The 22,683-nt window shown below is 58.7% G+C and carries 20 protein-coding genes, 1 tRNA gene and 1 pseudogene; 10 read left to right on the top strand and 12 right to left on the bottom strand.

The features are described from left to right. The first annotated feature begins 13 nt into the window (after nt 1-13). From AB4K19_RS16020 to AB4K19_RS16000, 5 genes are all read left to right on the top strand, one after another. Nucleotides 14-643 carry an FMN-binding negative transcriptional regulator gene (locus AB4K19_RS16020; protein WP_436398301.1) on the top strand — a complete coding sequence of 210 codons (630 nt, stop codon included), beginning with the start codon at nt 14-16 and terminating at the stop codon, nt 641-643. A 40-nt stretch (nt 644-683) separates the two neighbouring features. Further along, entirely contained in the window at nt 684-1,295 is a 612-nt protein-coding gene (locus AB4K19_RS16015; protein WP_375229283.1) for a glutathione S-transferase, read from the top strand. A gap of 194 nt (nt 1,296-1,489) precedes the next feature. Then, nucleotides 1,490-2,050 carry a ubiquinol-cytochrome c reductase iron-sulfur subunit gene (gene petA, locus AB4K19_RS16010; protein ID WP_375229282.1) on the top strand — a complete coding sequence of 187 codons (561 nt, stop codon included), beginning with the start codon at nt 1,490-1,492 and terminating at the stop codon, nt 2,048-2,050. A 12-nt stretch (nt 2,051-2,062) separates the two neighbouring features. Next, entirely contained in the window at nt 2,063-3,403 is a 1,341-nt protein-coding gene (locus AB4K19_RS16005) for a cytochrome b (protein ID WP_375229281.1), read from the top strand. A 12-nt stretch (nt 3,404-3,415) separates the two neighbouring features. Continuing rightward, complete coding sequence (locus AB4K19_RS16000; RefSeq protein WP_375229280.1) at nt 3,416-4,204, top strand: cytochrome c1; 789 nt, start codon at nt 3,416-3,418, stop codon at nt 4,202-4,204. A 409-nt stretch (nt 4,205-4,613) separates the two neighbouring features. Here AB4K19_RS16000 and AB4K19_RS15995 read toward each other — a convergent pair whose 3' ends face one another. From AB4K19_RS15995 to dapF, 4 genes are all read right to left on the bottom strand, one after another. Next, nucleotides 4,614-4,763 (bottom strand): hypothetical protein, encoded by a 150-nt coding sequence (locus AB4K19_RS15995; RefSeq protein WP_436398298.1) that lies wholly within the window; start codon nt 4,761-4,763, stop codon nt 4,614-4,616. A 109-nt stretch (nt 4,764-4,872) separates the two neighbouring features. Beyond that, the gene (locus tag AB4K19_RS15990) at nt 4,873-5,547 is read right to left on the bottom strand and encodes a Crp/Fnr family transcriptional regulator (protein WP_436398297.1); all 675 of its coding nucleotides are present in this window, start codon (nt 5,545-5,547) and stop codon (nt 4,873-4,875) included. Between the two features lie 242 nt (nt 5,548-5,789). Then, on the bottom strand, nt 5,790-7,043 hold the full coding sequence (mtaB, locus tag AB4K19_RS15985; RefSeq protein WP_375229279.1) for a tRNA (N(6)-L-threonylcarbamoyladenosine(37)-C(2))-methylthiotransferase MtaB: 1,254 nt from the start codon (nt 7,041-7,043) through the stop codon (nt 5,790-5,792). Continuing rightward, a complete protein-coding gene (gene dapF, locus AB4K19_RS15980) occupies nt 7,040-7,882 on the bottom strand; it encodes a diaminopimelate epimerase (protein WP_375229278.1) in 843 nt (280 codons plus the stop codon). The genes mtaB and dapF overlap by 4 nt, the downstream gene beginning before the upstream one ends. A gap of 98 nt (nt 7,883-7,980) precedes the next feature. Between dapF and AB4K19_RS15975 the strand changes: the two genes are divergently transcribed. From AB4K19_RS15975 to AB4K19_RS15965, 3 genes are all read left to right on the top strand, one after another. Beyond that, a tRNA-Lys gene (locus AB4K19_RS15975) sits at nt 7,981-8,056 on the top strand. Between the two features lie 306 nt (nt 8,057-8,362). Then, entirely contained in the window at nt 8,363-9,826 is a 1,464-nt protein-coding gene (locus AB4K19_RS15970) for a patatin-like phospholipase family protein (RefSeq protein WP_436398294.1), read from the top strand. A 2-nt stretch (nt 9,827-9,828) separates the two neighbouring features. Next, nucleotides 9,829-13,098 carry a hypothetical protein gene (locus tag AB4K19_RS15965; RefSeq protein WP_375229275.1) on the top strand — a complete coding sequence of 1,090 codons (3,270 nt, stop codon included), beginning with the start codon at nt 9,829-9,831 and terminating at the stop codon, nt 13,096-13,098. Nucleotides 13,099-13,177: 79 nt separating this feature from the next. Here the strand turns inward: AB4K19_RS15965 and AB4K19_RS15960 are convergent, their stop codons facing one another. After that, a complete protein-coding gene (locus AB4K19_RS15960) occupies nt 13,178-14,155 on the bottom strand; it encodes an oxidoreductase (RefSeq protein WP_375229274.1) in 978 nt (325 codons plus the stop codon). Further along, nucleotides 14,094-15,170 (bottom strand): AraC family transcriptional regulator, encoded by a 1,077-nt coding sequence (locus AB4K19_RS15955; protein ID WP_375229273.1) that lies wholly within the window; start codon nt 15,168-15,170, stop codon nt 14,094-14,096. Before AB4K19_RS15955 ends, AB4K19_RS15960 begins: the two co-directional genes overlap by 62 nt. A gap of 323 nt (nt 15,171-15,493) precedes the next feature. Here AB4K19_RS15955 and AB4K19_RS15950 point away from each other — a divergent pair, with 323 nt between their 5' ends. Continuing rightward, nucleotides 15,494-16,894, top strand: coding sequence for an MATE family efflux transporter (locus tag AB4K19_RS15950; protein ID WP_375229272.1), 1,401 nt, complete (start codon nt 15,494-15,496; stop codon nt 16,892-16,894). Nucleotides 16,895-16,985: 91 nt separating this feature from the next. Further along, nucleotides 16,986-17,375, top strand: coding sequence for a VOC family protein (locus AB4K19_RS15945; RefSeq protein ID WP_375229271.1), 390 nt, complete (start codon nt 16,986-16,988; stop codon nt 17,373-17,375). On the opposite strand, the gene AB4K19_RS15940 is transcribed toward AB4K19_RS15945, so the two are convergent. From AB4K19_RS15940 to AB4K19_RS15915, 6 genes and pseudogenes are all read right to left on the bottom strand, one after another. Next, nucleotides 17,372-18,142 (bottom strand): LamB/YcsF family protein, encoded by a 771-nt coding sequence (locus AB4K19_RS15940; protein ID WP_436398291.1) that lies wholly within the window; start codon nt 18,140-18,142, stop codon nt 17,372-17,374. The genes AB4K19_RS15945 and AB4K19_RS15940 overlap by 4 nt on opposite strands. A 12-nt stretch (nt 18,143-18,154) precedes the next feature. Next, on the bottom strand, nt 18,155-19,174 hold the full coding sequence (locus AB4K19_RS15935; protein ID WP_436398290.1) for a biotin-dependent carboxyltransferase family protein: 1,020 nt from the start codon (nt 19,172-19,174) through the stop codon (nt 18,155-18,157). Beyond that, on the bottom strand, nt 19,171-19,908 hold the full coding sequence (locus AB4K19_RS15930) for a 5-oxoprolinase subunit B family protein (protein ID WP_375229268.1): 738 nt from the start codon (nt 19,906-19,908) through the stop codon (nt 19,171-19,173). The genes AB4K19_RS15935 and AB4K19_RS15930 overlap by 4 nt, the downstream gene beginning before the upstream one ends. A 1-nt stretch (nt 19,909) precedes the next feature. Further along, on the bottom strand, nt 19,910-20,839 hold the full coding sequence (locus AB4K19_RS15925; RefSeq protein WP_436398289.1) for a hypothetical protein: 930 nt from the start codon (nt 20,837-20,839) through the stop codon (nt 19,910-19,912). Between the two features lie 2 nt (nt 20,840-20,841). Then, on the bottom strand, nt 20,842-22,152 hold the full coding sequence (locus AB4K19_RS15920; protein ID WP_375229265.1) for a TRAP transporter large permease: 1,311 nt from the start codon (nt 22,150-22,152) through the stop codon (nt 20,842-20,844). A 4-nt stretch (nt 22,153-22,156) separates the two neighbouring features. Beyond that, nucleotides 22,157-22,671: pseudogene (locus AB4K19_RS15915) on the bottom strand (TRAP transporter small permease). Nucleotides 22,672-22,683 lie beyond the last annotated feature (12 nt).

Here is a 22,683-nt window from a genome sequence, read left to right as displayed (position 1 = left end):
AGAGAGCAGAGCGATGCACCCTAATCCGGTTTTCCACACTGAGGACGCGCAGAACAACCTTGCCTGGGCGCGTGAGCGTGCATTCGGTGTGATTGCGGTGGGCGGCGCCGATGGCCCATGGATGTCGCATATTCCGTTTCTGCTGGATGAGGATGGCGGATACGTCTGGCTGCATCTTCTGCGGTCCAACCCGATCGCGCGCGCACTGAGACAGGAACCTCTGTCCGCCCGTCTCGCGGTTTCAGGTCCGGACAGTTATGTGTCGCCTGACTGGTACGATGTGCCGGATCAGGTGCCGACGTGGAATTATGTGGCCGTGCATCTGACCGGGATGCTGGAAGTGCTGCCGCAGGACCAACTGCATGCTCTGCTGGACCGACAGTCCGCGCTGTTTGAAGAAAGGCTGCTGCCGAAACCCCCCTGGACGACCGGCAAAATGTCCGACGGGGTGATGGAGCGGATGATGCGCGCCATTGTGCCCTGCCGGATGCAGGTCACCGGTGTTGATGGCACGTGGAAGCTCAACCAGAACAAACCGGATGACGTCCGGCTGCGGGCCGCCGATCACGTTGAGGCCTATGGGCAGGGCACGGACCTGTCCGTTCTGGCGGCGCTGATGCGCGCGGCCGATGGACAGGGCTGAACGGTCTGTTAGGGTCGCGGCGCAAACAGAGGGTACCGTCATGAAGCTTTTTCACTCACCGCTTTCTCCGTATGTGCGCAAAGTCGTCGTGCTGCTGCATGAACTCGACAGCGTTGACCGGGTGACACTGGAAACCATCGCGACCACGGCGTTTGCGTCCGATCAGGCGCTGGCTGCCGCGAACCCACTGGCAAAAATCCCCGCGCTCCAGCGTGATGATGGTGTGACGCTCTATGACAGCCGGGTCATCTGCGGTTATCTCAACGAACTGTTTGACGGATCGCTGTATCCGTCAGGGGCCGGCGTCTGGGAAAACCGAACGCTTGAGGCAACCGGAGACGGCATCATGGATTGCGCCGTTTCAATGGCTTACGAGCGCAAACTGCGCCCCGAAAACGAACAGTCGGATGACTGGGTCGAGGCACAGTGGACCAAAGTCAGCCGCGCTCTTCAGGCGCTGAACGGCCGCTGGATGGGTCATCTTGAGGGCCCGGTCAGCATGGCGCATATTTCCGTGGCCTGCGCGCTGTCTTACGTCGATTTCCGTCATGGTGCCCGGAACTGGCGCAATGGCAACGAAGCTCTGGCGTCCTGGCACGCCGCTTTTGATTCGCGCCCGTCGATGCAGGCGACCCGCCCGCCGGCTGCCTGAATTCACACTAAATAAGGATTTGGCCTTTAGGCAGCGCCGAAATCGCGTATTCGGGGCCAGACTGCGACGGTTTGCGCGTCTAAGGTTACTGGACGAGTGGCCGCCACACGGCTACATACCCGGATCAGCAGGCTACGTGCGCGTGGCCGGTCGTGTACACAGGCCGCTAAAGGCCCATGAAATGGAGTGAACCCGTGTCGCATGCAGATGATCAGGAAGGCACCCGCAGGGATTTCCTTTACTACGCCACAGCCGGAGCGGGCGCAGTAACCGCAGGCGCTGCCATCTGGCCGCTTGTGAACCAGATGAACCCTTCTGCGGATGTTCTGGCGCTGTCGTCTATCCGCGTTGATGTGAGCGGTGTCGAACCAGGCACGCAGCTGACGGTAAAATGGCTTGGAAAACCTGTGTTTATCCGCCGCCGGACACCGGAAGAGATCGCCGAGGCGCGTGACGTTGATGTCGCAGATCTGCCCGATCCGCTGGCCGACAACGCAAACGTGCGGGCCGATGCCGATGCCGCTGATGAAAACCGCTCGCTCGATGAGGCCGGTGAATGGCTGGTGATGATGGGCGTCTGTACACACCTTGGCTGCGTTCCGCTGGGCGACGCCGGCGATTTCGACGGCTGGTTCTGCCCGTGCCACGGTTCGCACTACGATATTTCCGGCCGGATCCGTAAGGGCCCTGCGCCCCGGAACCTGCCCGTTCCTGTCGCCGAATTCGTCGACGAAACAACGATCAAACTGGGTTAAGGGAGAAACCTCATGGCTGGAATTCCTCACGACCATTACGAACCCAAGGCGAACTGGGAAAAGAGCCTGGCGAAGCGTCTGCCGATTATCGGCCTGATGTACGACACGCTGATGATCCCCACGCCCAAAAACCTCAACTGGATGTGGATCTGGGGCATCGTTCTGACGTTTGTTCTCGTTCTTCAGATTGTCACAGGCATTGTCCTGGTGATGCACTACACACCGCATGTCGATCACGCCTTTGCATCGGTCGAGCACATCATGCGTAACGTCAACGGCGGCTATATGCTCCGGTACATGCACCAGAACGGCGCGTCGCTGTTCTTTGTGGCGGTGTACGCACATATTTTCCGCGGTCTTTACTACGGTTCTTACAAGGCGCCGCGCGAGATCACGTGGATTATCGGCATGCTGATCTACCTGCTGATGATGGGTACGGCCTTTATGGGCTACGTTCTGCCCTGGGGTCAGATGTCTTTCTGGGGCGCGACTGTGATCACCGGCCTCTTTGGCGCGATTCCGTTCATCGGTGAAGCGCTGCAGACATGGCTGCTGGGTGGACCCGCGGTGGACAATGCAACGCTGAACCGTTTCTTCTCGCTGCACTACCTGCTGCCCTTCGTTATCCTGGGCCTCGTGATCGTGCACATCTGGGCGTTCCACACGACCGGTAACAACAACCCGACCGGGGTTGAGGTGCGCCGTACGTCCAAGGAAGAAGCAGAGAAAGACACGCTGCCTTTCTGGCCTTACTTCGTGATCAAGGACCTGTTCGCGCTCGCGGTTATCCTCGCAGTGTTCTTTGCGGTTGTCGGTTTCATGCCGAACTACCTCGGCCACCCGGACAACTACATTGAAGCGAATGCTCTGGCGACGCCCGCACACATCGTTCCGGAATGGTACTTCCTGCCGTTCTACGCGATCCTGCGCGCCTTTGACGACACTGTCTGGGTAGTGCAGATTGCATCCTTCCTGACCGGCGGAATCATCGATGCGAAGTTCTTCGGCGTGCTTGCAATGTTCGGCTCGATCGCTGTCATGGCGCTTGCGCCGTGGCTCGATACCTCCTCCGTGCGCTCTGCACGGTACCGCCCGATGCTCAAAATGTGGTTCTGGGTGTTCGTCGTGAACTTCTTCGTTCTGATGTGGGTTGGCGCGATGCCTGCCGAAGGCATCTATCCGATCATTGCTCTGATCGGTTCGGCCTACTGGTTTGCGTATTTCCTGATCATCCTGCCGCTGCTGGGTGTGATCGAAAAACCGCTGGCTCAGCCCGCAACCATCGAAGAAGACTTTGCTGCCAAGAAAGCAAAATCCGGCGCCGGTGAAACAGCCGCAACACCCGCGGAATAAAGGACACAAGAGATGTTTAAGAAACTTGCCCTTACCGCTGCTACTGTGCTCGCGCTGAGCACAGGTGCAGTACACGCGGCCGGCAAAGCGGGTCATATCGAGGACTTTGACTTCTCGTTTGAAGGTCCCTTCGGAACATATGACCAGAACCAGCTGCAGCGTGGTCTTCAGATTTACACCGAAGTCTGCGCCGCCTGCCACGGTCTGAAGTTTGTGCCGATCCGGACGCTGTCTGACGAAGGCGGCCCGAATATGCCTGCTGATCAGGTGCGCGCCTATGCTGAGAACTATGAAGTTTTCGATGCAGAACTGGACGATTTCCGCCCGGCGCGTCCGGCAGACCATTTTCCGGAATCCGGCCTGGAGAACGCACCTGACCTGAGCCTCATGGCCAAGGCACGTGCTGGTTTCCACGGACCCTATGGACTGGGTATCAACCAGTTCTTCAAAGGGATTGGTGGACCGGAATACATTGCTTCGCTGCTGACCGGGTATACCGGAAAGGAAAAAGAGGAAGCCGGTGTTACTCTTTATGAGAACACGGCGTTCCCGGGTGGCTATATTTCCATGGCGCCGCCGCTTTATGACGAACAGGTTGAGTTCTCGGATGGCCACGCCAACGACATCCATCACATGGCAGAAGACGTGTCCGCATTCCTGATGTGGACCGCTGAACCCAAAATGATGGCGCGCAAGCAGGCTGGTTTTGCTGGTGTGCTGTTCCTGACAATTCTGTCGGTGCTGCTGTACCTGACAAACAAGCGTCTCTGGGCGCCGGTCAAGGGCAAGAAGTCCGCCTGATACACCGTCAGGACCTAAGTTAAAAAAAACCCCCCGGCAGAAACTGCGCGGGGGGTTTTCCGTCTGTACCTTCAAAAAGAAGGCTAATTACAGACCCTGGGGAGAGTACAATTCAACCGGGAAACGTGCCTGCGTGCAATTGGCAGAAAATACTTGATAAACACGCATGTCCCACTCGGCTGTCTACTTAAATCCTTGTTACCACTGACACCTGAAATAAGGCGTCTACCCCTCACTCTCACTGACAATAACTAATTCTTAACCTCTGATAGAATCGCTGTATGTGATCCAGTTCACATTTGCGGCTGATAGTTTCCTTTTTCTTCCGAATTCCGTTCATTTCTCAGATGGATCCGGGGCGTTTGCGGATGTCGAAACCGCCGTCTCACCGGAGGGCGGTTTCTGTTCTTCAGCGGCGAAAGTAGGTGTCGTCGACCATTGCCTGCGCTGCGCGAAACTCACGGTCCGTTTCGATCAGCCAGCTGATCATGGCCCGGACGGGGGACTTCCTGCTGACTGAATTTTCCGGCTTTGGCGGGCTTTTTCCGGGGCGATGCATTTTGCAATCCTCTGTGTGCTGTGTTCCCTCGGGGAACCGAATCTACTGACTGCACCCAGAATGCCTCAAAGACGAATCGCAGTATGTGAAACGCATCACATCCGATGCATTAAATCTGATGGAGATCGGCCATAATCTGCAGGGCATCGCGGTCCAGCACACGCACGCCCCCCCTGCTGACATCAATCACGCCCGCCCGTTTCCACAACGACAACGTCTTGGATACGGCTTCGCGCGTTGCACCGACAAATTCAGCCAGTTCCGACTGCGACAACGCGAGCGTAGCCAGCTGTTCGGACCCGTCCAGCGTGAGATACAGGATCTTGCGCGCCAGCCGGGCCGGCATCGGCAGAAAAACCTGTTCATTAAGCTGGCTGCTCATCCAGCGCATGCGTTCGCCGGCCAGCTGGATCATATCAATACCAAGATCAGGCTTTTTGCGGATCGCAGCAATGACATCGGCGTTCTTCACGCCCCGGACACGCGATTTTTCCAGCGCAGTCACCGTCGCGGTGCGGGTGCCTGGGTCAAAAAGTGCGATCTCGCCAAACAAGGCACCGGGGCGCATCACATCCAGCGAAAGCTTGCGGCCCTCCCGGGACAGGATGCTGAATTCCAGCGACCCGGAAACAATGGCGTAAAGCGCATCACCTGCGTCGCCCTGTTCAAAGAGCACTTCGCCTTCTGACAGGTCCACAACCGTGGACAACGAATCCAGCAGCTCAGAAAGGTCTGAGGATGCGTTGGCCAGAAACCCGGTCTTGGGCAGTGATTTGTTATCCATTGCGAACTCTGTGCTTCCCTGTGCAGGTGGAGCCGACGGCTGTCTCAGATGCAATGTGACGTCCCCAAAAACCGGCAATACAAGCCGGTTCACAGGAAAAGGGAGAACACAGACCATGTTGGTCTGAACTCTCAGGTCTGCCATTCGCACTGATACAACTACCGGTACTCCCCACCAGTACCTAAAGACTAGCGAGGCGTGTAGAGCTTTGTCACGATATTTCTTGAAAGCCCGGCATCGGATCAGGCGCGCAGTACACCGTTGTCTGTTTCCGCAATGTCGAGGGTTACAATGCTGCCGGTCGTCTGTGCCTGCCGCGTATGGACTTCGGCAAACTGTTCCGTGCGGCCCAAATTGGGGCCTTCCATAAGAACCTGGTGCCGCCGGCCGACCTGCGCCGCGAGATGCTGTGAAACCTTCGCCACGCCCGCCTCGCGCAGTCTTGCGGCTCTTTCGCGGATCGCCGTGCCATCTACAGCAGGCATCCGTGCTGCAGGCGTTCCTTTGCGCGGGGAATAAGGAAAAACATGCAGCCATGTCAGATCGCAGTCCTGAACCAGCGCCAGGCTGTTTTCAAACATGGCTTCGGTTTCCGTCGGAAAACCTGCGATGATATCAGCGCCGAAGGTCATGTCAGGCCGCAGCCGGCGGGCTTCCTCGGTGAACCGGATCGCGTCATCGCGCAGGTGACGGCGCTTCATTCTCTTGAGAATCAGATCATCACCGTGTTGCAGCGAAAGATGCAGATGTGGCATCAGGCGTGATTCCGTAGCGATGGCCTGCATCAGGTTCTCGTCGGCCTCAATGCTGTCAATGGAACTGATCCTCAGGCGCGGCAGATCGGGCACCAGCCGCAGAATACGCATGACCAGGTCACCCAGCCTCGGGTTCCCAGGAAGATCACCACCCCAGCTCGTCAGGTCGACACCTGTCAGAACGACTTCGTTGTACCCGCGGTCCACAAGCCGTTTGATCTGGTCCACCACGACACCTGCCGGAACCGCTCTCGAATTTCCCCGTCCGTAGGGAATGATGCAGAACGTGCACCTGTGGTCACAACCGTTCTGAACCTGGACATATGCGCGGCTGCGGGACCCGAAGCCATCGATCAGGTGCCCGGCCGTTTCAGTCACCGACATGATGTCGTCAACCTGCAGCGCTTCTGTCTCGCCGATGAAATCCGCGGCCAGCCCCTGCCAGGTGCTGCTTCGCATCTTCTCCGTGTTGCCGATGACCGCGTCCACTTCCGGCATGGCGGTGAAGGTTTCGGGCTCGGTTTGCGCGGCGCACCCCGTGACAATCAGCCGGGCTTGCGGATTTTCACGCCGCAGCCGGCGGATATCCTTGCGCGCCTTTCGCACGGCTTCGGCGGTGACCGCACAGGTGTTGATGACAACGGCATTTTTCAGACCGGCTTCTTCTGCCAGTTCCTGCATGGCCGCCGTCTCATAGGCATTCAGGCGGCAGCCCATTGTCGAAAATACCGGCGCGTTCATACCAGGCTGTCCAGAAAGTCCCGGGTCAGATGACCGGAGAACACATGCATGGTGGGTCCTGTCATCCAGACACCGTCATTGCGCCAGTCGACATGAAGGGTACCGCCATCAAGGTCTATCTGAACCCTGCGCCCGGTCAGCCCGCGCCGTGCGGCGGCAACGGCTGTTGCACAGCTGGAGGAACCTGAGGCCAGGGTAATGCCGACGCCCCGTTCCCAGACCCGCATGCGCAGGTGATCTTGTCCCACAAGGGATGCCACCTGAACATTTGTGCGTTCCGGAAAAAGCGGATGATGCTCGTGTGCGGCACCAAACGCGGCCAGATCAATGGTATCTGCATCATCCACAAAGAACGTGCAGTGCGGATTGCCCATCCCTGTGGCTACAGGTGCGCCTTCAACCGGAAGGCTGAGCGTGTCCATATCACGGGCGAGGGGGATATCAGACCACTCTGTCTGCGGGTGGCCCATGTTGACCGACGTGAGGCCATGGCCTGCATCAACGGCATGCAGTGTACCCCTGTCTGTGCTCATTTCCAGAGAGTCCGCGCCGGTTTCCCGCATGACATAGCGTGCAATGCAGCGGGTTGCGTTTCCGCAGGCCGCTGAAAACGAACCATCCGAATTGTAGAAGGTCAGGTGCAGTCCGGAAGCACCTTTCGACATCACAGCAAGCTGATCAAAACCCACCCCGCGATGACGGTCACCCAGTGCCCGTGCGAGGGCTGCTGAAACGGGGATTTCATGCGCGCGTGCGTCCAGGACGACAAAGTCGTTTCCAAGCCCGTGCATCTTCATGAAGGGCAAACCGATATCTTCTGCATCACGCATGGCGGCCATATAAGCCGCTGCGGCGAAACTATCCAGTATGTCCTTGCGAAAAGGCCGATTTGGGGCTTGACCCGGTCCCGGCACCTTTCTAAGTAGACCGCCTAGTGGGGCCGTTAGCTCAGTTGGTAGAGCAGCTGACTTTTAATCAGCGGGTCGCAGGTTCGAATCCTGCACGGCTCACCACTTTTCCCATTCAGAATGAGAACTTCGGCGCCGGCACTGGCGAACGGTGTGGGCCGGATGTCCTGTTGTCCAGGTTCCGGGGTGGCAGCATTCCGGCTTCCCCGCGCAGTACATAATTCATCCTGGTGCGCGACGTTTCTACAAAGGGGCTTTTGTGCGCCGGCAACCCCGGAAAATCCGCTCTCTATCACAAAGGGTTGACGCATTAAATTTTTCGCGCAACGGTAGAGCCCTATTTTTTGATGACTTTTGATTTCTGTTTTTTGGAGACAGCGCCGCTGTTTTTTCTGGTCGGCAATGGATTTATTGAGTGTTGCAAGCGTTAAGCGCAAGCTGAGCCACATTGAAGATACCTTTGGTCTGGAACAGGCCAGGGAAGCGGATTCTGACCGTGTCAGCGGGGTCGACCGCTTTTTCTGGCTGAGGGCGTCAAAACGCCCCAGCGGAAGCCATCCGCGGTACGCATTCCGCTCCGGTCTTTCGCCGGACACTCCGGAAAGCTCCGGTCAGATCCGTGTCTGCAACCTGGTTCTGCAGGGCGGCGGTACACTTGGGTTGGCACACGCCGGTTTTGTGGCCGGCCTGGAACAGGCTGGTGTGCGGTTCCTGGGTCTTGCGGGAACCTCTGCGGGGTCAATCATTGCCATGGGTCTTGCCGCGATACGCGGACCGGATCTGGACAGGAAAACCTCTGAGGAACTGGCACGGCTTTCCAGTTCTGTGCCGATGGACAGTTTCATCGACGGGCCCCGACCGATCCGGATTTTCATCAAACGCGCGCTGAAACGCACGGGTATGTTCTCGCCCGGTTTCTGGCTTGCCGCTCTCGCGGCGGTGAAGAGACTGCGGGATCGCCGTGGACTGAATTATGGCGATGTTTTCGAGGCCTGGCTCGAAGAAGTGATGAGTGAGATGGATTTCGGGTCCATCGAGCAGCTAGACAGTGCATTGAAAGCGATCTGGGACGACATAGAAGAACTCACGGAACCTGACCTGGGAGATGGCATCCCTGCACCTATCTCCAGGAACGGCACTGGCGGCTCAAACGGCAGAAACGCACGCCACAGAGACCTGCTGCAGCTTGTCACTACGGCGATGCCCGTTGGCCTGAAGCTCACTCTCCCTCAGGATCTGAGCTACCTCGATCCGGAGTATCAGCGCGTCTCGCCTGCCCGTCTTGTGCGGACATCCATGTCGATCCCGGCGTTCTTCGAGCCCGTGACGATGCGGACCAACAAGTCCACCTGGCCCACCCAGGCAGGAGATTCGCTGGGCCATCTGTTGCCCGAGAACAGGCTGAATTTTTTCAAGGATCTGGATGAGCTGGTGTTTCTGGATGGTGGGCTGGTGTCAAACCTGCCCAGCGATTCTTTCCGCGAGGTGATGCGTGATGTGCCAACGATTGTTGTGCCGCTTTACGGGGACCAGAAAAACCCCGCCGTAACAGGACGGCGTGCTTACAGGGATCTGCTGGGTGATGCTCTGTCATGCATTTCTGCAATCCGGCTGCAGCGGGACCGTGAGGTCTGGCAGCAGAACAAAGATCTCGGGGTTGAGTTCGAGCGCCTTGAGGAAGTGCGTGTCGAGCGACACGGGGGAGTAGCCCGGGTGTATCCGACACGGATGGCCGAAGTGAATACAGCCGACAAGGACTGGCTGAATTTTGTGATGACGGACAACGACAAGGCCGAACTCTTCCAGTCGGGGCTGGATGCGGCGCAGGAGTTCCTCGAAGAGCTCGACCGTCAGTCAGTTAAAAGGGATACGTGAAGATGATTTATGAAGACCGGATTACTGATCTCCTGAATGCCGCGCAGGCGGGAAAACTGTCGGCCGACAGAGCCCTGCGGGAGGCATCGGACAAGAAAGTCACTCAGCTGTTCACGGACATCCGCGATGATCTCGTGAACAAGCGAAAGAGCATAGATACGATTAACGTTTCGCTGGAAAAAGACCGCGCCCGGGAGGAGGGGCTTGCCAGCGAGATAAAGCAGCTGGCGGAAGAAAAAGAAGAACTGGAGAGGAGCCTTGGCGCGCTGGAAAGGGCAGCCGACAACGCGGGTGCGCAGATGGAAACGTTGCAGACGCGGTTGTCTTCCTCCCCTGGGGATGAAGAAAAATCCGAACTTGAGAAGTCGCTTCAGAAGGCTGAGGCAGCTCTGGCTGAGGCGGTTGCCGGGCAGGAACCACGGCGGGAAAGACTGCGCGCGATTCCAAAGGACGCCGAAGCGGCCATTGCACAGAGGAGCACCCTGACTGAGCGCCTCAGAGAAAAAGCTGAAAACCGTTCCGCTAATATCTGGAGTTTTCTCGAGCTGGCTGACGAATTCGCAGCCGGTCTGTCAGAAAGGATCACGTCGGGACTGGACAGGATTATCCCGGACGACGGTGTTGACAGGGAATATCTTATTGAAAGCGACACGGAAAACCTGCTCGGCAAAGAAGAGCTGATCAACCGGCTGAAGCAGCCGGACACCGGGCTGGAAGGCGATGATACCTCATCAGGTTATCAGCTTCGCCTGAACAGCGCCGAACTGGAAAACCGTGTTCAGCTTCTGCTCGACCACATGACGGGTCAGCGGATCGTCGAAGAGCAGGACACAGATACCTACGTGCACCGGCTCAAAAACGCTTATTCGCGGGTTGCCAAGAGCTCTGAAATTCAAAGCCGGGCCCTGCGTGAAGGACGTGCAGCTGACGCAGCCGAAATGCAGGCGAGGCTGGAGCAGATTGTCCGTTTGGCTGAACTTCTTGCCACGGAAACGGAGCAGGTCGGAAATCCGGAGCATCCGTACGCCGGCAGAGACGAAGTGGAAATGTCAGAGGAGAAAATCCGCAACGGCGTCAGTCAGACAAAACTGTTTGCGGGCAATGCGGAAAACTTTGCAAAGCAGGCAGAAATCTTCCTTGGCCGCTCGGCGGATAATCTCGAAAAGCTTGTGCGGGAGTTCTGCCACAAAAGGATGATCAAGGGCGCGGTTGATCAATCCATGTCCGTGTCCCGCGCCGCAGAAGTACAGACATTCTATCGTCCGCTGCCTTTTGTCTGGGCGGTTCTGGTTACGCTGCTGACCAAGGCGGTTTTTGCAGGCAACACAGCACTGATACTGCATGACAACGCAGGAATTTTCCTGACTCTGACGTTTGTTTCGACCTGGACGTTTTCTATTTTCATCGGGATCCGCAACCGGGCCAAGCGTATGCAGCGGCTACAGCTGAGAACCCGCGAATCCTTCGAACGGATGACCGACCCATCCTTTGTCGAGCCGGAAAAAATGTCTCGCTTCATGAGGATCATGTTCTGGAGCGGTCTCTATGTACCGGAATTCGAAAGCCGGGCAGTCCGGTTTGCACCCGAACCGTTTTCGAAGATCGTAACCAACAGGATGTCAGTGAAAAAGTTCCGTCCTTTTGATTTCGCGCGGTCTGCACGAAACGGCAAGCTGCGCATGGCTCGGAATAATGCGGCAGCTTTGCTGATACCCGGTGCCTTTCTGGTGCTTATTCAGCTGATGTTGCCGGATCCTGAGCCAAGGGCATATGTGTCGGTTCTGGAGAACGGGCAGACCTGTTTTATGGAAGAAGGCACACTGACATCAGCGACGCCGTCTACGTATTATGTGAAACCTGTCAGGCTGAGTTTCGAGACGGTCGGTGAGGACGCGGGCAAAGCTGAACCGGACGCACCGGGTCTTTTGTTCGCGCGGTGGTTTTTCCCTGAGTTGCTTTCGGAAACCGTGGCGCGGGAAAAGGTTACCGGCATTCTTCCGGTGGGAGATGTCCGCCTGACGAGGATGCCTGACTGTGAAGATGGCGTTTTCTTTGCAAAGGACATAGGCATCGACGCCCCGGACAAACTTTTCCCGCTTGCCCTGCGCGAGGACGTCGTGAGCGCGCAGAAGATGTTGTTCGCAATAATGGCCGAAGGGAGTGCAAGCGAGGAGGAACAGAAGGAGTTTTCCGAGGTCTTCCGGTCGATCAGAGAGAGCTTCGGGCCTTCGATGACCAAAGCTCAGACACTGGAGCTGATCCTGAAGGGGGACCTGACAGCTGTTCCAGAGGTGCAGGAAACTGGCGAGCCCGGAACGGTCACGCAGAATTTTCAGACCCGGCTGGAGGGTGTTGGCGAGATTGCCGCGGCGATCCGCGAAGCGGGGGTGACCTCCGGAGACGTGATGGCCCGCCTGATCCGGAACAACACCGACGCACTGGAACAGCTGGCGGCGCTGCGCCGGCAAGCCAGTCATTCGGTCATACCGCTGATCATTGAACGGGGCGCACCTCAGATCCTTCCTCAGACGCCGGCGGCTTCGTTTGTGGTGTCTCCGACCGTGCGTCTTGATGAAACCCGGCGGGTTGCGCCTTTCGTGACCCATGTGACCCTGCCCGGTGCTCAGCAGGAACGGGTGACAATACAGAACAGTCTTTTCATGCCGTTCTTTCCGGATCCGATCAGGGAAAAGGAAATCAGGGTACCTTTGGATGCCTACCGTTTCGGGGTTTCAAATGCCGGCTTCAAACCGCCGATGGTGTCGGCCGGCGATGACAGCAAAACCTACTTCGAAGTCGTCGTGGATGCGATCCGCTCCTGCCTGCGCACTGATGAAACGGCCCGGATTGCGATCGGTGTGCAGGGTCATGCCAGCAGTCTGTGGCTGGGTGCCATTCCGCAGGGATACACCAAGGATGATTTCAATCACGCACTCGCCGAGGGGCGCCGCATGGGGGCACTCGTGCTGCTTCGGGAAAAGCTGAATGCGGAAGAAGCGTCAAGAGTGTGGGTTGCTGGCAGAGGCGAGAGTTCACCGCTCACCGGTTTTGAAATTCTTAGTGGTCAATCAGAGGAGCAAGAACTCCGGGAGGCATTTGAGGCCAAAAGGCTGTTCGACACACATGCGTCCATGTCAGAGGAGCAGAGGACGTGGATGTCTTCTGTGCAGCTTGAAACCGAGGACAAACTCAACGCGTTCGAAGAGCTTTTCGCGCGCACCGTTATCATCGAGGTGAAAAGTGTCGAAGGAACGTCCTGCACACTGAACTGACCGGGCAGGGCATATCAGCGTCACGCGGCGTTTGTCATCCGGGTCGCGGCGCCGAACGCCCTGCGACCGGATGGGTGCACTAAGCGCTCCGGAGCAGAGCTTCGCTGATGTCCCACAGCTTTTCGGCGGCCTCATCGTCACAGGCATGCGGGTCAACGCCATAGTATCGGGACATCGGGCTGTCAGGATCAGTGAGACCTGCGATATCCGTGTCCTCGCAGTACACACCGGGTTTTCCGTCCAGCGCGTCTGAAGTCGCAGCCCACAGGGTCGTCGATGCGCCCTGCTCGGGTGTTTTAAAGCCGGCCTTCGCCAGTTCAGAGGGCTCTCCGTCTTCGTCCAGCCACCCGAGTGCGATCATTTCCTCTTTGGGGAGGTGGCGTTGCAGAGGTGTAAAAATTCCACCCGGGTGCACAGAAAACGCAAACCCGCCCGTGTCTCGGAGCCTGCGGGAAAGACCATTTGCGAACAAGGCATTGGCCGTTTTTGCCTGACCGTATGCCTGCCATTTGTTGTACTCTGTGCGCTCAAAGTGGATGTCGTTCCACAGAACGTCGCTCACTTTGTGTGCAGTCGAAGACAATGCAACGACACGTGAGCCGGGCGTATTCTGCAACAGCGGCAGAAGTGCTTTTGTCAGGGCAAAGTGCCCCATGTGACAGATCCCGAACTGCGATTCCCAACCCGGACCTACTTTTGCAAAAGGGCAGGCCATGATGCCCGCATTGTTGATCAGATAATCGAGCGTGCCTGTTTCGCCGGAGATATCATCCGAAAATTTTCTGACCGACTGCAGATCTGCAAGATCCATTGCCGCCGTTCTGACCGAGCCGCTCAGCCCGTTCAGATTTTCCTGTGCCTTCGTCTCTGAGCGGACGGGCACTATGACCGAAGCGCCATGTCCGGCGAGTGCCCGAACGGTTTCAAGTCCGATGCCGCTGTATCCTCCTGTTACAATTGCGGTTTTGCCGGAGAGGTCGATACCCGCGAGCACCTCAGCCGGTGTGCTTTTTGCGTGAAACCCTGATTGAAGTGGTACCTGATCTGTCTGAGCCATAGTGTTCCTCATGTCTGCGGGCCTCATGACCCGTTTCCGTCAGAGAAAATCTATGATCCGGCAGCAATTCGGCACACCGGGTTTTTTCCGGAAGACTTGCGCGATTCTCCGGAATGCCGGAAATCTGGCAGGATCGGCCGGATGGGTCCGCGGAAACAGCACGTGGCGGTGTGCCGAACTTTTTGGCAAACTCGCGGCTGAACTGGGCCGCGCTCTGATATCCCACGCTGTATGCGATGTCAGATATCGGTCGTGTGGTCTGCCGGAGCAGGTTGTGCGCCTCTGTGAGACGCAGGTCTTTCTGGAACTGCAATGGGCTGTTCGCCGTGATCCGTTTGAACGTGTCATAAAAAACCGAAGCGCTCATGCCCGAAATCTCGGCAAGGTCCGACGCCCGGATCGTGTTGCGGTATTCCTGGCGGATATAGGATATTGCCTTCGCGACCTGATTGGCTTTGCCGTCTGCGTGGATCACCCTGCGCAATGCCTCCCCGCCGTCACTGCGTAAAACGCGGAAATAAACCTCGCGCAGCGCGGCCGCGCCCAGGGTCGTCTCCTCCACCGGATCGCGCCGCAGACGAAACAGACGCGCAAAGGAATCAATGACTTCCCCGCTGGCGGCACCGGTCATAAGCGCGCGTCCCGCTGCATCATCCGGCGTCCCACCCATGTCGCTGTGAACGCTGCGCAAAATGTGCATATCGACGCCGACGTAGAGCGCAACATAGGGGTCCCCCGGCGCCGCTTCTATCTGACCGGACAGCATGGGCAGCGCATGTCCGATCACGATCATGTCGCCGGCCCGGTAGACCACGCTTTCGGTTCCGTACTGTGCTGATTTACTCCCCTGCAGCACCAGACCGATCAGCGGCTCGACAACAGAACACGTGGAGCGCTTTGTCCGGCTGGTCCGCATGATGCCCATTGAGCGGACGCCACAGGTGTGAAAGCCGTCGGCAGCGCCAGTTTCAGCCAGGTGCCGGTTTGCGTCATCCACAAGTGCCTGAAGTTTCACCGATACTCTCCAAAATTGCCGCCAACAGCTTATTTGCGTTACCGTGACAATCAACCTTTCACGCGCGCTCCAGGAGGATCAGGCAAAAATTCCGGCGATACGGGCGCGATTACGGACGCTCACTTCTCTGCGCGCGGAAAATCTTGACTGTGGGCGGGCAGCAGGTTACGCGGCCGTACGGTTGCAGGCGCCCGCCACCCGCAGACGCCAGTTATGGTAAAGCCCTGCAAAGACATTTTCTGTCGAACTCACTCCGCATATCGCGCGGATGGCAATGCGGGTCCCATCTCAAACAGCGCGATCTGGTTTGAGGAACACGGGACATGTCAGATACCTCCACAAATGCTTTTACGGCCGGGCCGCTGGGCATCACTTACCTGAAGACCGCATTGCCGGTCATAATCGTCATGGGCGCCAACGGTCTTTTGTCCGTCGTGGATGCGCTGTTTCTGGGGCATTACGTCGGAGCTGGGGCACTGGCCGCGGTTACGCTGATTTTTCCGGTGTACATGCTGATCGTGGCGCTGTCGGCGCTGGTGTCCAACGGGATGTCCAGCCAGCTGGCGCGCCATCTGGGGGCGTCCGATCACCCGTCGGCCCGGGCCGTTTTTTCAGGTGCCCACGGGCTGGCCCTTGGTCTCGGTGTGCTCCTGATCCTGTTTTTTTTCTGTTTCGGTACTGCGCTGATCGGACTTCTTTCGGATGGGTCTGACGGGATTGCTGGCATGGGGCTCAAGTACCTGCGTATCACGGTGCTATGTGCGCCGCTTTTCTTCGTGCTTTCGGTCAATTCTGATGCGCTCCGCAACGAAGGGCGCGTAGGCTTTATGGCGGCGATGAGCCTTCTGGTGTCCCTGTCCAACATCGGGTTCAATTATGTCCTGATTGCCCGGCTGGATATGGGGGTGGCGGGGTCTGCGTATGGCACGGCGTTGGCACAGATGCTGGCCTTCGTGATCATTCTTGCTTTCCGTATTTCAGGCCGCACGGTGCTCTCACCCAAAGCACTTGTGATGTATTCGCCTTTCAGGCGTTGGGCCCGGATTTTCGCGCTCGGAGTGCCGCAAAGTCTTGGATTTCTGGGCCTGTCACTGGGTTCGGTCGCGATCATCTCCGCGCTCCAGTGGGTGGGCAGCACACATTACCCCGAGACGGTGACGGCCTATGGCATCATAACGCGGGTCATTACCTTCACCTTCCTGCCGTTGCTCGGGCTGTCCTTTGCGATGCAGACGATCACTGGAAACAATTATGGCGCAGAGCTCTGGGACCGTTCCGATGCAAGTCTGCGCACGGCCCTCTGGCTTGCGTTCATTTACTGCGTGGTGGTGCAGGTCGTTGTCATGTCTTCTCCGGTTGCGATTGCAGATGCCTTCACAGACAGAGCGCTCGTCATAGAGGAGGTTGCCCGGTTGCTGCCTGTCATGAGTTGCGTGTTTTTTCTGGTGGGGCCGCTGATGATTGTTGCCTCGTATTTTCAGGCGATCGGGTCTGCGTCAGTTTCGGCTCTGCTGGGACTCTCTAAACCCTATCTGTTCGCTATTCCGCTGACGTTTGTCCTGCCATTTTTCTTTGGGGAGCCCGGCGTCTGGTATGCCGGTCCGGCCGCCGAAGTCATGTCGCTGGGTCTGACCGCACTGGTGCTGTGGCGGTTGTCGCGGGCTGGCCGTGGCGCATGGGGGTTGTTCCATGGTGGCGCGCAGGGCACCAGGCGGATCACCTGAAACGGCCGGATGTGTTGACAGGTGGCTTGTGCTGGCCGCCTGTCATCGACAGGATGCAGTCACGCATGACCGAATACCTCCGGGGGACAGTATGGAAATTCAAAGACTGGATCACGTCAACATCAGAACAGATCAGCTCGACCGGCTGGTTTCATGGTATTGTGAGGTTCTTGGCCTGACAAACGGATACCGCCCGGATTTCCCTTTCCCCGGCGCATGGCTTTACGCTGGTGAGACAGTTGTCCTGCACCTGGTCGGCGTGACGGACCCGCCGGGTGCCGGATCAGAAGGCGCGCTGAAAATGGAGCATTTTGCCTTCCGCGCCAGCGGTGCCGCCGCATTTGAAGCCCGGTTGAAAGAGCATGGCGAAACCTACCGCCGCAATGAGATCGAGGCGATCAATACGGTCGCTTTCAACATCTGGGATCCTGACGGGAACCACATCCACGTCGATTTTTATACTGATGAGGTCAGCACTTAGGCGCGGCGTCCCTCCAGGGTTTCCACCGTGATGCCCGCATTTTCCAGTGTCTGGCGTACGGATGCGGCGATCTGAACTGCTTCGGGTGTGTCCCCGTGACAGCAGATCGTATCGATGCTGGTTTCGATCCGCTTGCCGGATTCTGTGATAATGGCCCCGGCCTGCACCATGTCGACCATGCGCTGGCCTGCCAGTTCTGCGTCATGGATCACCGCGCCCGGCAGGCTGCGGTCAACCAGCGTTGCGTCGTCATTATAAGCGCGGTCGGCAAAAATCTCGCCTGCCCAGGCACACCCAAGATCGCGTACGGCGGCTTCCTGCGCCGTGGCACACAGCACCATGACAATCAGGTCAGGATCAACAGACAGAGCGGCTTCGTAACAGTCGCGGGCCAGGCTCTCGTCCTCGGAGGTCATATTGCCCAGAGCGCCATGCAGTTTGACATGGCGGACAGTCGCGCCAAGGGACCGCGCCATGCCGATGGACGCGCCAACCTGGCAGCGGATAGAATTCTGCAGGCTCGCCCGCGGCACTGTCATCCGGCGACGGCCGAACCCCTGCAGGTCTGAAAACCCGGGGTGCGCGCCGATGCCGACACCATTCGCAAGGGCCATTTTCATCGTCGCAGACATAACATCCGGGTCACCTGCATGCGCACCGCAGGCCACATTCGCAGATGTGACGATTTTCAGCAGAGCAGCGTCATCGCCCATTTTCCAGGGGCCAAAGCTCTCGCCCATATCGGCGTTGATGTCTACGCGGGTCATCTCGTGTCTCCTTCAGTTTTCAAACGGATCCGCGATGGCGGAAACAGCGCCGCTGACCAGCTGATAACTCAGCAGATCGGCAATATCGTGTGGGTCCCGGACCAGCGGTTCGACCATGCCGGACAGGGCCTTCAGCACCGCTCGGGCGCGGGTTTCAAGTGCAATAGCCTCTTCCAGGCTGATGAACTCGAAACGTAATGGCGCGCCGACTGCTGCCTGGGCCACTTTGGGCAGGTCACAGGGAATGACAGTAGCAATCCTGGGGTAGCCACCGGTGGTCTGGCTTTCGCACATCAAAACATAGGGGGCACCGTCGCCGGTGACCTGAATGTCGCCGGTCACAATAACTTCGGACACAATAGACAGCCCGTCGCTGGCAAAAAACCCCTCGCCGTCCTGATCCATTCGCACGCCCTGGCGGTTCCCGCGTGCATCGCGCCGGAAAGCCGTTTCGCCAAAACGCCGGATGGTGTCCTCGCTGAATTCTCTGGTCTGCGCAGATTCCACGACGCGGATGGTGCCGCCATTCAGCCGGTCAGCATCCGGCAGCCGGTAGCCCGCGCGTCCCTGTCCGGCGCCCAGTGGCAGGGTGTCTCCCGCGCCCAGCAACCCACCAATGCCGGCTTTGAGATGGCTGCTGCGCGCGCCCATGTTTTCTGGTACATCCAGGCCTCCCGCGACGTGCAGATACCCATAGGTTCCGGCCTGCGCCCCGCCGATGCTCAGCTTGCTGCCCGCGGGCAGGGTATGGCTCGCGTTCCAGACGGCGGGGGCACCGTCAATCTGCGCTGTCATCCGGGCGCCTGTCAGGGCAATGACCGTGTCTTCAGTGGCCTCAAAGGTGCCGCCCATACCGACCATCTCAATGGCAGCAACCTCAGCGGATTGCCCGAGCAGAGCGGCCCCTTCATAGAGCGCCAGTGTATCTGCCGCCCCGCCCGGCGTCAGGCCGGAGGCAAAAAACCCGGTGCGCCCAAGATCCTGAAGGCTCATCGCGGGACCCGCGGTCAGGATTTTCAGCTGCGCACTCATCCGATCGCCTCGCGGTCTGCCGCGCCGTACCCGTCAGGGTGTGTGGCCAGAAGTTTTTCCATTTCGGCCCGCGACACCTGCGGAAAGGTGATTTCGTCTCCGGGGGACAGGGCAAAGGGTGCGGGTCCGGTCTGGTCAAAGGTGCGGAAGGCTGTCTGGCCAATATGCCGCCAGCCGGTGGGCGTCGTATTCGTGAAGATCACCAGCTGCCGGATGGCCACCACCAGCGCACCGGCTGGAACATTCAGGGACAGATCCTTCTGGCGAGGGATGTTCCAGTTTTCAGGCAGTTCTCCGAGATAGGGCTGGCCGGGTGCAAAGCCGATCGTCAGAACTCTCACCCGGGTGCCGGAAATCTGGCGGATGGCTTCGTCCGGGTCGACGCCTGCGGCCTCTGCGGCTTCCTCAAGCTGTGGTGCAAGATCCGTGCCGTATACGGTCGGGATGTGCCAGAGAGTGCGGCCTTCGGGCAGGGGGGCCGCCAGCCAGTCCTGCGTCTCCAGCAGTGCGCGGAGCCGTTCGACCAACGCGTGCGCGTCATGTGTGACGAGATCGGTGATGATGAAAACAGATACCAGCGACATGGCGGTTTCGGAAACTTCGGGCCAGTCCTGTGCATCGACGGCGGCGCGGAAAGCGACAGAGGCCTTATTGGCTTCCTCGCTCATGGCGCTTGCGAATGTGACCAGAATGCCAGTCAGGCCCACGGTGCGGATGATGGGATAGTCGGTCATGTCAGGGCGTCCCGGGCTGATACAGTCGGCGCAGCAGAATTGGTGTCAGGTACATCGGCAGTTGCCAGCATCCGACAAAGACCATGAGCGGTCCCATGATCTCCACCGGCATAGCGACAAGAAAAAGCGCGATATTGCGATTGCCGGCACCGATGGCCAGCGGGCCGGCCAGGGTGTCCAGCGGGCTGCGGGACAGGAGCAGGTAAACGGCAATCTGGATGCCATAGCTGAGTGCAAAGGCCAGCAGACCCCAGGCCAGAACGGCAACCGGATCGCTGCGCAGGGCCGGATTTAGTGCGGCCATCAGCCCGATCACGATGGCCGAGAATGCGAGAACCGAAAGACCATCGAGGCTCCGGACCGTATCCGGCGCGGGATCCGGAAAAAAGCGGGCCCGCAGAAAGAAGCCGAGCGCTGTGGATCCGGTAATAACGGCCAGCAGCCTCAGGGCGGACAACGCGACGTCCTGCGCTGCACCGGCCTGTGGTACCAGCGCAAGCACCGGCAAGACCGTGAGCGGAAAGCATGCCGTGCCAAGCACGAGGATCTGCATCATGCGACCGGCATCCTGACCCAGCAGGAGGGCCAGATTGGGTGAACCTGAAAGCGCCGGTGCTGCAGTTGCCAGAACCATGGCAAGGGCGGCCGGTGTCTGGTCTATTCCGGCGAGTCGGCACGCCGCAAAAAGGCCAACAGGCAGTACCATCTGCAGCAGGGCGACCGATCCCAGCCCCCAGCGCAGGTCTGACAATGCGCCGTTGGCCGCCCGGTGTCCGATCCGCAGCGCAGTGATCACCAGCAGGCCCGCAACCATCTGAGGCAGCCAGGGCGCCATAGCTGCTGCGAGCCCGGGAAGCCCGAGGCCCAGCAGCAACCCGATGATCAGGCAGGCGCGCGCATTGTCCGATATCAGCCAAAGAACCCGCTCCACCGTCAGCCGGGTGTCTGCCGGAGATTATCCGGCAGCCACGTCGCGATTTCCGGGAACCAGATCAGCACAAAGACCATCAGGACCATGATCAGGAACATGGGCAGGGCCGCCTTGGTGATATAGCCCATCTCGTGGTCGGTCATGCCCTGCAGGACGAACAGATTGAACCCGATGGGCGGCGTGATCTGCGCCATTTCGACGACGACGACCACAAAGATGCCAAACCAGATCAGGTCAATGCCCGCCTCGCGTACCATTGGTTCCACAATGGCCATGGTCAGCACGACGGCTGAGATGCCGTCGAGGAACATGCCGAGGATAATATAGAATACCAGAAGGGCCATGAGCAGTTCGAACCGGGCCAGTTCCATTGCGGCAATGCCATCCGCCAGAGCGCGCGGGAGCCCGGTAAAGCCCATAGACAGTTTCAGGAACGCAGCACCCGCGAGAATGAGCGCAATCATAGCCGAAGTGCGCATCGCGCCCATCAGACTGTCGCGGAAGGACGACAGGGTCAGTGATCCCTGCGCCGCGGCAAGTGACAGCGCGCCGATGACGCCAATGGCCGCAGCTTCGGTCGCAGTGGCCCAGCCGCCGTACATCGAGCCGATCACGACGGTGATCAGCGCCAGTACCGGCAACAGGAACCGCGAATTCTGCAGTTTTTCGGCAAAGCTCATGCCGGTTTCCATCACGGGATTCCAGCGGGACGACGTTTTTGACACGATGGCCACATAGGCCATGAACATCCCGGCAAGGATCAGGCCAGGAAAGACGCCCGCGAAGAAGAGTTTGGTGATGCTCTCATTCACGGTCACGCCGTAAACGATCAGCGCGATGGAAGGCGGGATCATCAGGCCGAGTGTCGCAGCACCTGCGAGCGTGCCGATCACCATCTCTTCGGGGTATTTGCGCGCACGCAGTTCCGGGATCGCCATTTTGCCGACGGTGGTCAGGGTGGCAGCCGATGATCCGGAAACCGCCGCAAAGATCGTGCAGGAAACAATGTTTGTATGCACCAGCCCGCCGGGCATACGTGCCAGCCAGGGTGAAAGACCCCTGAACATATCCTCGCTCAATCGTGTGCGATAGAGGATTTCGCCCATCCAGATAAAGAGCGGCAGGGCCGTGAGTGTCCAGCTGGACGAGGAGGCCCAGATGGTCGTGATCATCGTGTCCCCGACCGGACGGGTGGTGAAAAGCTCCATGCCGACCCAGGCCACGCCCATCAGCGCCAGGCCAACCCAGACACCGGTGCCCAGCAGCAGGAACAGAACGACCAGAAAGAGGACTATCGCATAAATCTCAGTCATCTGATTACACCTCGAAGTTTTCGTCAACGGTGTCCCGGACAATCCGGTGCTCACCTTTGAAGATGACGTGGAACAGGTTGTCAGTCAGCGCGATGGCCAGCAGCCCGCCGCCGATCACCATCACAGACTGCGGTATCCACAGGGCCGCTGCATCCTGACCTCGTTGAATTTCCACGACCAGTAGACGAACCAGTAGGCATAATAGGTGAAGTACCAGGCCACAGCAGCGCCCAGAGCAAAACACCAGACCTCTAGAAACCGTTTCGGGCCCGGCGCCACCGCATTCAGCAGAATGGACACGCGGATATGGGCACCGTGGTTCAGCGCATTAGCAAATGCCAGAAAACTGGCCGCGGCCATGGCGTAGCCTGCGTAATTGGGCGCGCCCGGGAAAATTTCGCCGGTCCAGCGCGCCACCATCTGAGCTACGATCAGCAGCAGAATGGACACCAGACACAGGGCGGCCAGAACGCCGGCGGCTGTGTACAGGAAATCGAGTATCTTGCGGATCGCTGACATGGCGCCACTCCG

The sequence above is a fragment of the Roseobacter phycocola genome (genome assembly GCF_042055075.2).
Taxonomy (GTDB): domain Bacteria; phylum Pseudomonadota; class Alphaproteobacteria; order Rhodobacterales; family Rhodobacteraceae; genus Roseobacter.
This window is presented reverse-complemented; position numbering and strand designations above follow the sequence as displayed.

Coding starts and splice junctions, on each gene's coding strand:
- AB4K19_RS15940 (WP_436398291.1), bottom strand. CDS start 18,142: ATGACCCGCGTAGACATCAACGCCGATATGGGCGAGAGCTTTGGCCCC.
- AB4K19_RS15920 (WP_375229265.1), bottom strand. CDS start 22,152: ATGACTGAGATTTATGCGATAGTCCTCTTTCTGGTCGTTCTGTTCCTG.
- AB4K19_RS16020 (WP_436398301.1), top strand. CDS start 14: ATGCACCCTAATCCGGTTTTCCACACTGAGGACGCGCAGAACAACCTT.
- AB4K19_RS16005 (WP_375229281.1), top strand. CDS start 2,063: ATGGCTGGAATTCCTCACGACCATTACGAACCCAAGGCGAACTGGGAA.
- AB4K19_RS16015 (WP_375229283.1), top strand. CDS start 684: ATGAAGCTTTTTCACTCACCGCTTTCTCCGTATGTGCGCAAAGTCGTC.
- AB4K19_RS15930 (WP_375229268.1), bottom strand. CDS start 19,908: ATGACCGACTATCCCATCATCCGCACCGTGGGCCTGACTGGCATTCTG.
- AB4K19_RS15935 (WP_436398290.1), bottom strand. CDS start 19,174: ATGAGTGCGCAGCTGAAAATCCTGACCGCGGGTCCCGCGATGAGCCTT.
- AB4K19_RS16000 (WP_375229280.1), top strand. CDS start 3,416: ATGTTTAAGAAACTTGCCCTTACCGCTGCTACTGTGCTCGCGCTGAGC.
- AB4K19_RS15990 (WP_436398297.1), bottom strand. CDS start 5,547: ATGGATAACAAATCACTGCCCAAGACCGGGTTTCTGGCCAACGCATCC.
- AB4K19_RS15945 (WP_375229271.1), top strand. CDS start 16,986: ATGGAAATTCAAAGACTGGATCACGTCAACATCAGAACAGATCAGCTC.
- AB4K19_RS15960 (WP_375229274.1), bottom strand. CDS start 14,155: ATGGCTCAGACAGATCAGGTACCACTTCAATCAGGGTTTCACGCAAAA.
- dapF (WP_375229278.1), bottom strand. CDS start 7,882: ATGGCCGCCATGCGTGATGCAGAAGATATCGGTTTGCCCTTCATGAAG.
- AB4K19_RS15995 (WP_436398298.1), bottom strand. CDS start 4,763: ATGCATCGCCCCGGAAAAAGCCCGCCAAAGCCGGAAAATTCAGTCAGC.
- mtaB (WP_375229279.1), bottom strand. CDS start 7,043: ATGAACGCGCCGGTATTTTCGACAATGGGCTGCCGCCTGAATGCCTAT.
- AB4K19_RS15965 (WP_375229275.1), top strand. CDS start 9,829: ATGATTTATGAAGACCGGATTACTGATCTCCTGAATGCCGCGCAGGCG.
- AB4K19_RS15950 (WP_375229272.1), top strand. CDS start 15,494: ATGTCAGATACCTCCACAAATGCTTTTACGGCCGGGCCGCTGGGCATC.